This is a genomic window from Paenibacillus sp. EKM211P, from assembly GCF_011066175.1.
Taxonomy (GTDB): Bacteria; Bacillota; Bacilli; order Paenibacillales; family Paenibacillaceae; genus Paenibacillus; species Paenibacillus polymyxa.
In genome coordinates this window covers 468,049-480,372 of record NZ_JAAMNS010000001.1, presented here as the reverse complement: position 1 = coordinate 480,372, position 12,324 = coordinate 468,049, and the positions used below count along the sequence as shown (strand labels likewise).

Annotated in this window: 12 protein-coding genes; 5 read left to right on the top strand and 7 right to left on the bottom strand. The window is 46.5% G+C overall.

Annotation, left to right across the window (positions count from 1 at the left end):
- Positions 1-87 precede the first annotated feature (87 nt).
- A complete protein-coding gene (locus G9G57_RS02235; RefSeq protein WP_017427151.1) occupies positions 88-522 on the bottom strand; it encodes an Lrp/AsnC family transcriptional regulator in 435 nt (144 codons plus the stop codon).
- A gap of 158 nt (positions 523-680) precedes the next feature.
- Here G9G57_RS02235 and G9G57_RS02230 point away from each other — a divergent pair, with 158 nt between their 5' ends.
- Together G9G57_RS02230 and G9G57_RS02225 are read left to right on the top strand one after the other, a co-directional pair.
- A complete protein-coding gene (locus G9G57_RS02230; RefSeq protein ID WP_017427152.1) occupies positions 681-1,142 on the top strand; it encodes a VOC family protein in 462 nt (153 codons plus the stop codon).
- 170 nt (positions 1,143-1,312) lie between these two features.
- The gene (locus tag G9G57_RS02225) at positions 1,313-1,777 is read left to right on the top strand and encodes a DUF3592 domain-containing protein (protein ID WP_016822856.1); all 465 of its coding nucleotides are present in this window, start codon (positions 1,313-1,315) and stop codon (positions 1,775-1,777) included.
- An 11-nt stretch (positions 1,778-1,788) separates the two neighbouring features.
- Here the strand turns inward: G9G57_RS02225 and G9G57_RS02220 are convergent, their stop codons facing one another.
- Positions 1,789-2,403, bottom strand: coding sequence for a LysE/ArgO family amino acid transporter (locus G9G57_RS02220; RefSeq protein WP_017427153.1), 615 nt, complete (start codon positions 2,401-2,403; stop codon positions 1,789-1,791).
- Positions 2,404-2,449: 46 nt separating this feature from the next.
- On the bottom strand, positions 2,450-3,079 hold the full coding sequence (mobA, locus tag G9G57_RS02215) for a molybdenum cofactor guanylyltransferase (RefSeq protein ID WP_017427154.1): 630 nt from the start codon (positions 3,077-3,079) through the stop codon (positions 2,450-2,452).
- 195 nt (positions 3,080-3,274) lie between these two features.
- Here mobA and G9G57_RS02210 point away from each other — a divergent pair, with 195 nt between their 5' ends.
- Positions 3,275-4,522 (top strand): MFS transporter, encoded by a 1,248-nt coding sequence (locus G9G57_RS02210; RefSeq protein WP_016822853.1) that lies wholly within the window; start codon positions 3,275-3,277, stop codon positions 4,520-4,522.
- A gap of 126 nt (positions 4,523-4,648) precedes the next feature.
- Here the strand turns inward: G9G57_RS02210 and G9G57_RS02205 are convergent, their stop codons facing one another.
- Entirely contained in the window at positions 4,649-6,328 is a 1,680-nt protein-coding gene (locus tag G9G57_RS02205; protein WP_038978192.1) for a glutamine--tRNA ligase/YqeY domain fusion protein, read from the bottom strand.
- A 206-nt stretch (positions 6,329-6,534) separates the two neighbouring features.
- Between G9G57_RS02205 and G9G57_RS02200 the strand changes: the two genes are divergently transcribed.
- Both G9G57_RS02200 and G9G57_RS02195 read left to right on the top strand, forming a co-directional pair.
- The gene (locus tag G9G57_RS02200) at positions 6,535-7,260 is read left to right on the top strand and encodes a hypothetical protein (RefSeq protein ID WP_017427156.1); all 726 of its coding nucleotides are present in this window, start codon (positions 6,535-6,537) and stop codon (positions 7,258-7,260) included.
- Between the two features lie 84 nt (positions 7,261-7,344).
- The gene (locus tag G9G57_RS02195) at positions 7,345-7,893 is read left to right on the top strand and encodes a GNAT family N-acetyltransferase (RefSeq protein ID WP_013373475.1); all 549 of its coding nucleotides are present in this window, start codon (positions 7,345-7,347) and stop codon (positions 7,891-7,893) included.
- Between the two features lie 105 nt (positions 7,894-7,998).
- Here G9G57_RS02195 and G9G57_RS02190 read toward each other — a convergent pair whose 3' ends face one another.
- From G9G57_RS02190 to G9G57_RS02180, 3 genes are all read right to left on the bottom strand, one after another.
- On the bottom strand, positions 7,999-8,493 hold the full coding sequence (locus G9G57_RS02190; protein ID WP_016822850.1) for a GNAT family N-acetyltransferase: 495 nt from the start codon (positions 8,491-8,493) through the stop codon (positions 7,999-8,001).
- Positions 8,494-8,597: 104 nt separating this feature from the next.
- Positions 8,598-9,845 carry an MFS transporter gene (locus tag G9G57_RS02185; RefSeq protein WP_038978175.1) on the bottom strand — a complete coding sequence of 416 codons (1,248 nt, stop codon included), beginning with the start codon at positions 9,843-9,845 and terminating at the stop codon, positions 8,598-8,600.
- Positions 9,846-9,891: 46 nt separating this feature from the next.
- On the bottom strand, positions 9,892-12,024 hold the full coding sequence (locus tag G9G57_RS02180) for a molybdopterin-containing oxidoreductase family protein (protein ID WP_017427157.1): 2,133 nt from the start codon (positions 12,022-12,024) through the stop codon (positions 9,892-9,894).
- Positions 12,025-12,324: the final 300 nt, after the last annotated feature.

Genomic DNA, 12,324 nt, shown 5'->3' with positions numbered 1-12,324 from the left:
ATTTCATCCAAATTATTTGCTTAATTTAATGTTACGAATAATAGCTTTCTGAATGATTTATGTTCCAAATATGCGTTGCCGGATGACTTACAACAAAACCCTGTTTTCCAGTATATTTTTCATACAAATATGCGATTTGGAAGGCCCCAGCTTGACTAGTGAATCCTGAAACTCTGCAATTTCCTCTACAGACGCGCTTTGTACCTTAATGAGATAATTAAATTCCCCGCTGATGCGAAACAAATCGGTAACCTCCTTCGCCTCCTTACAAAAATCAATCAGCTCTTGGCAATGTTCTGTCTTTATCAGAATAAACGTAGTTGTCCCTCGATTCAGTTCCCGTAAATTAAATACAGCATTATATCCAGAAATAATCCCTCGTTCTTCGAGCTTGGTCATTCTTTCTTTAACGGACGGTTGTGACATCGAAATTTCTTTGCTGATTTGGGAAATCGTTATTCGCGCATCATGCTGTAACAATTTCATGATTTTGTAGTCTATCTCGTCTATGTGATGCTGCATATCAAGTACCTCCTGATTCGAATTTAAAAAGTAACGTTTTTCATCTAAAATATCTTCGGTTTCATAACCAATATAGTATAAAAAGCTTATTTTAAATATATATGTAGCACATAATTATTCATATAATAAGGTTTACTTACATATAAGGAGGATCTGAAATGAGTGTGAAGGGACTAGCTCATGTGGCCATCCAAGCCCGTGATTATCAAGCAACCATTGCATTTTATACCGAAGTACTGGGATTTAAAAGAGGACATCACTGGAGTCTTCCATCCTTTCGGATTCAAGAAGCTTCCATGCTGATCTCACCTGACCAAAGAACCTGTCTCGAGATCTTTGATAACGATGCCGTCATTCCTGCCCAAGGGAAAAAGGCTGCATCCGAGCAGGATATTGCTCATGGGGCTTTATTACACCTCGCATTTTACGTAGACAATGTGGATGAAATATACCAAAAAGCCCTTGTCCACGGAGCAAGAACCTTTGTGGAACCCAATCAGCTTACACTTGGCGAACCTCCTCTACTAGTCACCAATGCATTAGTCCACAGCCCTAATGGTGAGGTTATCGAATTTATCGAGGATGTTGATTTTGACATGTCCCAAACGAGCAAGAAGTAGTCCGCACAGCTATTAAAAAGATCCACTTCCCGGGGAAGCGGATCTTTTTTTTATACTCCATTCATCTCCACCCTATTCTCTATGGAAAAATTAAACTATTCCTAAGTATTTCCGATATATTGTTTATCGCTTGTTTAAAGGAGTAGATTATCATTTCAATTGACTTCAATGTGTACTGGTTTCATTTTAGCTCCGATCTGCTCATGCCGTTGTTCAGCTTGATCGGTCTGCTGCTCATCTATTTCGGATTCAGAACGATCCGTCGCCACCGTTATCGTAAACGCCACTGGGTCCGTACCAAAGGGCAAATCGTTGACGCGCATATCGAAGTAGACATAGATGTCGTTCCTTTTGACCGTGATGATCCGGTAGATACCAGCTACACCCGCCGATTAAAGGTACGCTTCTATACCGCTTCAGGTGAAGTCGTGGAATTCTGGAATCCTTATAGTACCAATCTCAGCCTCAACCGGGTTGGCAGCAAGATTAAGGTATTATACAATCCGGCCAACCCTCGGGACGCCCGAATTGCTGGCGGTGTAAATGGTGCAGGCTGTCTGGCCTTTATGTTGTTTTTGATCGGTGTCCCCTTTGCTTTGAGCGGGGTATTCGCTTTATTGAAATTTTTCTTCTAACAAGGCTTGGGTCACATACTAGTCATAAAAGTTATCGCCATATAAATGGCCAGACCCAAAATAATCAGTGCCGATATTTTGTTGAGCATAGTACCAAACTTTCCTTCTGAATCCATACGTCCTACAAGCCGCCCCGCCGTTGCCAGACCCACAAACCATATCCACGATACTGACACGGCAGCCAGACCGAAGGCCCAACGTTCCCCGCCGTTATATTGAAGGGAGCTGGTTCCAATTACACCAACCGTGTCAAGTATGGCATGTGGATTCAGTAGCGATACCGAAGCGGCAAAGATCATCTGGCGTTTCGGCAGCATCGGCTGACTTTCTCCCGAGGAAGCAGCCTTGGACCTCCAAAGAGTCCAAGCCATATACAGCAAAAAAAAACAGCCCGCCGCATAAAGCACATTCGTGAGCCATAGAAATTGCTGCAAAATGAGGGATACTCCCCCAACTGCAAGCGTGATCAGAATGGTGTCACAGACACCCGCTGTAATGACCGCAGGCAAGGCATTGCGAAACCGCGACTGGGACGCCCCCTGATTAAACACAAATACATTTTGTACCCCTAAAGGCAAAATCAATCCCAATGCCAATAAAACGGCATGAATAATAGCTTCCAGCATGTTATGTACTCCCCCAAATTCATTGCCTAATATTCTCTAAATGCTTCTAATCCTTCCGGAACTGCTCTAACACAAGCTTGTAATCCTGAGGTTTGTTCATGTTGAACACGGCATTGTGCCACATATTCTCTGTCACTCCCGGCATGTCCTCTATAGTGGCATAACGAACATTCAACGTTTCCAACCATTCGGTGAGACGGAGCCGTTTATTCCGCAAACGTTCCTCAGCAGATGGCAGTATGCTCCGATGATACACTCCCAGCAAAGGATGCATACGTCCAGCCACAGAAGCAATTACCGCTTGCAGTGGTGATTCCGCTACTTCTTTGGGTGCCGCCCACTTTTCAGTTAAAACGAGCAAGGCTTGCAGCACTTCCAGCTGTACAAAAGGCATATCACAGGCCACGACTATTCCCCATTCGGTAGTAGATGCAGATAAGCCTGCATGAATACCACTCAAGGGTCCCATACCCGGATAGATATCAGATATAGTCTCAATACCGCTCAGTCCATATTCTTGATCGTCACGAGTGACTACTACCACCCGTTGGACCGCCTGCTGTAAGGTAATAAATGTCCGTTCAAGCATAGTAGCTCCCTCAATCTCAAGCAGGGCCTTATCCTGTCCCATTCGGCTGGAACGTCCTCCTGCGATGATAATACCAGTCACTTCCACGGAAAACTCCTCCTTTTTTTCTAAAAACAATCACAAATATGCATATGGAATTTTGGACAAAATTGAAATTTACATAATTGTAATTTTATTGGTTTGTTAACCCTTTCAACACATGATACATTGGAATAAAGAACATTCCCACAGATCGACATCGGTGCGTAGTTCTCTATCGGGCTAAGAAAGGAATGGCTTGTCTTGCAAAAGAGAGAAATTCAAGAGACTCCCCTATATTCCCTAAAGCTATATAACTTTTTTCTATATGGAGCTATGGTCATTTTCTCCAGCTTCTTTCCGTTGTATCTACAAGATATCGGCATGGACAAGCTGGAAATCGGGAGTCTGATGGCCATCGGACCTTTTGTATCTGTATTCGCGAATCCTTTCTGGGGATATACAAGCGACCGCAGCCGAAATCTCCGACGTATCCTACTATTTATGATTATAGGTACACTGTTACTGCTCCAAGCTTTATTTCATGTTCACACGTATGTCATGATTTATGTGTCGATGATTGGCTTTTACTTTTTTCAAAGCCCGTTATTTGCCCAAAGCAATACCCTGATTCTCAGTTATATTGAGGGCACAGACCGGAAATTTGGTTCATTTCGCATATGGGGTTCCTTCGGTTGGGCTGTGACTGCGGCAGTTGCCGGCATCGTTGTTGACCACACAGGAGTATCCAGTATATCGACTATCTTTACGATACTTCTTCTAGCTGCATTGATCTGCACTTTGGCAATTCCACCACTGAAAAGCACTGTGGAGACGGCAACCATTCATTTGCGTGGCTTTGGCAGTATTATATTAAACGGATATTTCATATCCTTCATTTTGTTAGGCATCCTTGTATCAATTCCTAATTCAATCAACGGCGCCTTTATGTCCTTGTACATCACCGAACTGGGTGGGTCCAAGCTGATGCTTGGTTTTGCCGTTTTTATGTCATCGGTATTCGAAATTATTGTCTTTTTACTGTTTGATCGCTTCTTGAGGAAAAAAATGACCGTGATGGTCGGCTGTTTGGCACTCGTCAGTTTGCTATTTGCCTTACGTTGGGAACTCATGGCGCTGGCTACAGACCCGATCCAGATCGTGTTCATTCAGGCACTTCATTGTGTCACCTTCGGTGGATATTTCTATGTAGGCACCCAGTTGACCGTCCTGTTCACTCCTGCAGCATACCGATCATCCGGACAGGCCGTATATACCTTGACCTGGAGTGGTATATCCGGTATCGTAGCAGGTTTTGCTGGCGGTTGGCTATTCCAGAACTTCGGCGGTGAAATGATGTACCATGCAGGTGTCTTCTTCGCCCTGCTGGGCTCTGCGGGATTCGCTATCATGTGGTATATGCTGTACAAGAACGGCTACCAGCCAGGGCATGGCGGCGAGCACAAACCAGGCGAGCATAAACCAATAGAAGAAGCACCACAACGACAATAGAGTGTCTCCAAGTCAATGGTCATGCTCTGAAGAACGGTTGTGCGTAAAATAAAGGAGTCTGCCGTTGGCAGACTCCTTTTCACTTGGTCGCACGAAGCAACCATCCGTCCCACTGTTTCCAACGTCTTATTGCTTAGGCAATTGGAAAGAGCTTTTCAATGATACCACACGGTTAAATACAGGCTCACCCGGTTTGGAAAGCTTCGGATCTACACTGAAATAACCATGACGGAAAAATTGGAACTTGTCCTGCGATTGTGCTTCTTTCATATTCCGCTCCACATAGCCATGAGCAATTTCCAAAGAGTTCGGATTTAATTGATCAAGGAATGTTTTTTCCGATCCATCCTCTTCCAGCACCTCTGGTTCCTCTGCGTTAATCAATGGCTCATACAAACGGAATTCAGCCGGAACAGCCTGAGTAGCCTCAACCCAATGGATTGTACCTTTCACTTTACGTCCCGTAAAGCCCGATCCACTCTTGGTTTCTATATCATAGGTACAGTGGATCTCCGTTACACGACCGTCCGCATCCTTAATGACATCGTTGCATTTAATGAAGTAAGCATGTTTGAGACGCACCTCATTACCAGGGAACAAACGGAAGTATTTGCTCGGCGGATTCTCCATGAAATCCTCACGCTCAATATAAATCTCACGAGAAAACGGAATTTGGCGTGTTCCAAGCTCCGGATTTTCTGTATTGTTCTCCGCCTCCAGCATTTCCACTTGTCCTTCAGGATAGTTCGTAATGACCACCTTCAACGGATCTATAACTGCCATCGTACGAGGAGCCTTAAGCTTCAAATCCTCACGTGCAAAATGCTCCAGCACCTGCAAATCAATGACTCCGTAGGCTTTGGAAATGCCTGTCTCATATACGAAGCTGCGAATGGCCTCTGGCGTATAGCCGCGACGACGCAAACCGGAAATGGTTGGCATCCGCGGGTCATCCCAGCCGTCTACGTGTTTTTCATCAACCAGAAGCTTGAGCTTACGTTTGCTGGTTACCGTTTGAGCTAGATTTAGCCGTCCAAATTCGTATTGATGAGGTACGTTTTCCATCTCGCATTCAGCTACAACCCAATCGTACAGTGGTCGTTGATCTTCGAACTCAAGCGAACAAAGCGAATGGGTTACGCCCTCAATTGCATCTTCCAGCGGATGAGCATAGGAATACATCGGATAGATGCACCAGGTATCGCCTGTATTGTGATGGGCCGTGTGTGAAATACGGTAAATAACCGGGTCACGCAAATTGATGTTTGGCGAAGCCATATCAATCTTGGCACGCAACACCTTTTCACCATTCTGGTATTTGCCTGCACGCATCTCTTCAAACAGCTTCAGATTGTCTTCCACACTGCGATCCCGATAGGGGCTGTTTTGTCCCGGTTCTGTCAGTGTTCCGCGCGTTTCACGGATTTGGTCCGCACTTTGGTCATCTACGTAGGCTTTCCCCTTTTGGATCAGCAGGATAGCACGCTTGTACATCTCTTCAAAGTAATTGGAGGCAAAATGTTTCTCCTCCCATTCATAGCCAAGCCACTTTACGTCCTCCTGAATGGAGTTCACATATTCCGTGTCTTCCTTCGCCGGATTGGTGTCATCAAAGCGCAGGTTCGTGCGTCCTCCGAATTCATCTCCCAACGAGAAATTGATCCAGATGGCTTTAGCATGTCCAATATGCAAATATCCGTTGGGTTCAGGTGGAAAGCGTGTAACAACCTCCTTGACCTTACCCGTACGTAAATCCTCTTCAATAACATTTTTAATAAAATTGGGGGGAGTAATCGGCTTCTCCACACTAATCAACCTTTCTTCCGTATAATCTGTATACAACCTGTTCCCTTAAATATACCCTTTCACACCGCATAACTCAATAAAATGAAAATCGGGATGCTCTCTTCAGCAAAAAAAGATGCAAGTTATGAAAAAGAGTTAACATTTTCGGCAAATAAATTCGTTATAGTGTATATATCTTTTATTTTACCGGAAAAGGAGACCCACCCGTGTTTAAGCTGTTGATCGTCATCCTGCTGTCTATGCTACTGTCCTCTTCCGTTATGACTACCGATCATCCTTCTTCAAGCATGGTGACCGAAACTGCATTATCTCATCCGCTGGCCAGCGCGCCAGAAGACTCATCTGTCCGCTTATATGCCGTGAGCCCGTCTCAGGGGCTCTTTCATTCAGCCGTACTGGAAATCGGCCAGCAGCGCCGAACATTCCAGTGGTCGGGCTCGGCGGATATTTCCACCGCACCACAGTTATTTTACAGAGATGTAAACGAAGACGGGATCCGTGAAGCCGTTGTCATTCTCACGCGTGCCTCGGGAACGGGTGTGGAATTGCAGGAGTTGCATATTGTTAACGTACAGACAATGGAGGAATATGCCGTTGAATCAGCGGAAAATGCTGTATCCCAGCGAGTACACAGCTCCGTGGAGCTACGTGACCACAACCGCCAGGTACATATCGCTGTTATGATTGACGGTACTACACACACGATGGACCCCAAAGCGTCTGTATTTTACGATGATCCAGCCCAGTTTACAAAGCATCTCGATTTTAGCTCTGTTGTAATGTATGACGCCGAACAATTCCCACTCCATGCCACTGTATCCGGTAGCGTATCGCCAAGCGAATTTGTAGGGGATTTGGATCTGAAATATGTATACGAGCAGGGGCGGTTCCGGGTGGGACCTATAAAGTTTGAAGCTTCCTCTCCCTTTTGACGACTCTCGCAGAATAAGGTAGCATGGGATTAAATGCTAGACTGGCTGGTTTAGCGATTTTCCGAGTGAAAGAGGGGATTAATCATGTTTACATATGCGTTGGACGAACGCACAGTCCTTCGGCCGCTCACCAAGGAGCATGTGCAGCCTCTGTTTGAGCTGATCGAAATGTCCCGTGACCGTCTGCGTCAATGGCTTCCATGGGTAGACTCCACCACGGAAATCAGCCATACAGAGCAGTTCGTGCAAGGCGCCTTGAAACAAGCCGCAGAGAACGGTAGCCTGACCGCTGGAATTTGGATAGACAACGAGCTTGCTGGCATCATCAGCTACCATGAGATCAATTGGGCTCACCGTTCGGTTAGCATCGGATACTGGCTTGGGCACGGTTACGAAGGACAGGGTCTCATGACCAGTGCCTGCCGCGTATTCGTCGAATATGCGTTGATGGAGTTGGACTTGCATCGGGTCGAAATCCGTTGTGCAACGACAAACCGCCGCAGCCGCGGTATTCCAGAACGCCTGGGCTTTGTGCTCGAAGGCATTGTACGCGAAGCAGAGTTGCTGCCAGATGGCTATATGAACCACGCAGTGTATGGTATGCTCCAGAATGAATGGAAGCAACTTCGATAGCCTTGTACTGCACAACAACGCCGCAGGCCTGATCAGGTCTGCGGCGTTGTTGATTATGAACTGGACATCACAACCGAATGTTGCTGCCTGTCTGTATCATCCGGTCTATTTTAAGAAATAGGCCATTAGAACATCATCCACAAATTGGCCTGCGATATAAAACTCCTCATGCAGCCGCCCTTCAATTGCAAAACCGCATTTTTCATAAAACATAAGGGCTTCCGTGTTACAGGACAGTACACGCAAACTTAACTTGCGGATGCCCTCCGCAGCTGCAATCTCCTTCATGGAGTTCATGAGCGCCGTCCCAATACCTTTGCGATGATAGTCTGGACGCACAGCTATATTTATTTCGAGCACATGACAATTACTAGCCAACAGCGTTGGAGGACGAAATCCAATATACCCGCAGAGCACTTCCTGTTCGATGGCAACCAGTTGAGAGCCTGGAGGCGTATTGCGCAGAAACTCTCCGCGCGACTTCCATGACAGCGAAGCAGGAGCCGTGCGTTCATTCCATACCAATTCATCCAGCGCAATCAGATCAGGAGCATCCTTCATCTCCGAATGACGTATCGTCAAGGGTTGACTTGTAAACAATTCCTTTCAATCCTTCCTGTGAAGGCTTTCCTGAAGCAATAACTGCAACCATTCGTCACTTATTGTACCATAATCGCAGCTCATTACTGAACTTTTATTAGGACTTAAGGACTGGGAACGTCCATCTTGGAAGAAGTGTCAAAATCACCCATATTGTGACGGTAACGATTCAACCAGCTATGCAGGACGAAAAATAGAATCGACAACACCGCTACGCCCGCTGCCAGCCAAAGTGTAGGAGGTAACCCACCGCCATCATACAACTTTCCCATAAAATAAGGTCCCATCACCCGTCCGGCTGCACCAATGCCCCCCACAAGTCCAATGTAAAAGGGGGCGCCCCGACCTCCATGATCAGACAGGAATGCTGGAACCGCAGGTGCAATCAGCATTTCTCCCAGAGTCGCCAGTACCATAGCGAATATCATCCCAGTATAGTTCTGTGTGCCCAGTATGACAATATAAGCTGCCAAATAAAATCCTCCAGCCCATGTCATTTGCGCAGAAGCGTGATGAGCGTACAGCCGTTTGATCCAGAAAATAATAGGTTGTGCGGCAAAAATGAGAATACCATTCAACGTCCATAATAATCCATACATCGTTTTAGGCAAGCCCTGTTCAATAATATGGGGAGAGACTCCCGTATTCCAGATCGAATTGCCGAACCATAAAAAAAGCGAGCCTAACCCCACAAAGAGATACAGCCTGGTATCACGAAACAGCAACCGAGCGGGTATTTCTTCTTTTTTCATCACAGACTTGCTGAGCTGGACTTCTCCCTCTTCCCGATCTACCCTGCTTAGATAAGACCAGAAGAATCCAGCAAATACCGCAGAAGTCACCCCGTTCATCACAAAGCTGAGCTGATAGGAAAGGTCGGCCAGAACGCCGCTCAGTCCCGTTCCGAGTGCCACCCCAATATTGTTCGCGACATAAATGATATTAAACAGCTCTCCACGTCGGTCAGCAAAACGAAAACCTACAAAAGCCTGAATCGCAGGCACGGATACTACATTAAAAAAGCCGATAATGCCCATCATGATGACAAAAGCTACCCAATGACCACTGGTAAATGGAAGCGAGAGAAGTCCCAACGCATTCATGGCCAGTGAGCCGACAATCAGTTGCTTGGCTCCAATACGATGATAAAGGGCTCCGCCCAGCACTTGACCGAAAATTCCGCCTAAAGACTGCACTAAAATTGCAATCCCCGCATCTTCCATACTACGGTTCAGTTCGTCAAATACATACATGCTAACGAGCGGCCACATGAGGGAACTTCCGGCGGAATTAATCAGGCTGGCAATGAGAAATACTTTTACTTCTTTCGGATAAGACTCCAACCATTTCATATGTTTTACTTCTCCTTTTGCACCTGGCGCCATGAAAGGCAGTTTCTCATTGGCGCTTCACATTCACCACCGTTGAGAAAAAAGTAGCCCCCTGCCCCATATCCGACAGCCGGTCAGAGGTTAACGCATTGGCGCGCTGTCTGCGTCCTTTGCCTTTCCACCATAATCCTTGGCTAATCACCGTGCCGGGCAGCATCAGATCGGTGACCTTGGCTTTCAATTCATACATTCCCCTGTCATTCCAGACGGTAACCGGATCACCATCTGCGATGTCTCTTGCCTGAGCATCCTCCGGGTGAATTTGCAGCAAGGGCTCCCGTTCCAAGCGCTGATGTTTGGGCAAATTAGCAAATGTAGAATTCAAAAAATTATGGTTTGGCGGTGAAACAAACATCAATGGAAAACGGTCATCCGCTTGCGGCCGATGCTCTCCGTCATACCCTTCGACCAGCGGTACATAGGAGGGCAATGCAGGCAGACCTGCTTGTTTCATCTTTTCCGAATACAACTCGATCTTGCCTGAAGGAGTAGTTAAACGCTCCAAATAAGTAGCCTTTGGCGTCATATCGAGCTTTACAAAAGGCAACTTTGTTAAGGCATCCAAGGTTACACCATTGAGATAAGGGTTCGTTGGATTATCAAGCGCGCCTGCGATCATATCCTCTTCACTTTCCGTAAAGGCAGCTTCATCAAAGCCCATTGCCTGTCCGAGCAGGCTAAATAGCTCATAATTGCTTTTGCTTTCACCTAACGGATCAATAACAGGCTTCTGCATCTGGATATAGTGGTGCCAATACGATTTGTATAGATCTGTTCCTTCAAAAGAAGACGCAGCAGGCAGCACAATATCTGCATAGCAGGCCGTATCAGTAAGGAACAGGTCATGAACAACCGTAAACAGATCCTCTCGTTCAAATCCCTCCGTTACCCGTTGCGAATCGGGTGCTACAACTACCGGATTACTACAATATACGAATAACGCCTTAATCGGCTGTTCCTTTTGTAGCAGCGCCTCTCCAATCCGGTTCATGTTGATCACCCGGGCATCCGGGTTCTGTCGCAGATCAGGACGCTCCAGATGGGCGCTGTTAATCTTGGCATAAGCGCCATTGGAGCGCGACGCTCCTCCGCCGTGCTTCAACCATTGTCCAGTGAGTGCAGGCAAGCATGTAACTGCGCGTACGTTCATACCGCCATTATCATGGTGCTGAAGCCCATTTCCAATATTGATATAGGCCGCTCGCGCCTTTCCGTACATTTCCGCCAAACGGATAATATCCTCTTTCGGCACGCCGGTAATCCGCGAAACCCGCTCTGGTGTATAGGTCTTAACATGCTCGCGCAGTTCCTCGTGACCTACAGTATAGCGATGTAAAAATTCGTCGTCTGTCAGTCCCTGATCAAACAGTACATGCATAACCCCCAGCGCAAGCGCCGTATCCGTACCCGGATATAATGGAATGAACCAATCCGCCCATTGCGCCGTCCGGTTGCGATGAACATCAATTACGACCACCTTAGCACCTTTTTTACGTGCTTTCTCAGCCAATACGACCTGATGCATGTTGGTGCTTATGACATTTCCACCCCATACAATAATGAGCTCTGCATCTTCTGTATCCTCCGGGCTCGTGCCGCCCTTAAACCCCATAACGGATGCCCAGCCTTCATTCCCAGCCACGCTACAAATCGTCTGATCCAGCTGGCTTGAACCCAGTGCATTGAAAAAGCGACGATCCATTCCATCCACACTCAATACGCCCATATTGCCATAAAAGCTGTAGGGGAGTATGGATTCCGGTCCATCCGTACGTATCAGCTCCTTGAACCGACCTGTAATGGTATCGACCGCTTCCTCCCAGCTAATTCGTTCAAATTTCCCTTCCCCTTTGGCACCTACACGCTTCAACGGATAAAGCACCCGATCCGGATCATATACGCGCTCGGTCATATTGCGGACTTTGTTGCATATAGCCCCTTTGGTAATGGGATGATCCGGATTACCAGTCACCTTGACTATCTTTCCATCTTCCTTGTGAAGCAGGAGCCCACACGTATCCGGGCAATCCAACGGGCATACAGCCGGAAAAATACCATTCTGCTGCTCCGTCATCCGCTGTCCTCTTTGTAGATTTTGTTGAAGTGTGGCCTCAAGAGGCGCGCTATTGCGATGATCCATGGTTAAATGCTCCTTTCCGTTACCGTTTCCAAAAATTACACTGTTCTTATCATATCTACAGCTTTGGCCTATGGCAAGAGAAGGATTTTACCACACAGTAGCTCTCCAAAATATAAAAAAAAATCCGTCTGCTGCATAGAGCAAAACGGATTTTAAAAAGTATAATTATTTTTTTATCATTCTGTTTCATCATTACATACCCAGGGTAAAAGAGATCAAGGCATTATGGACGAGAGCACACTCATCCTCCATGCCAAATCATGGACCACTCCCAAAAAAATCCGCCATGACAGGTTTCGT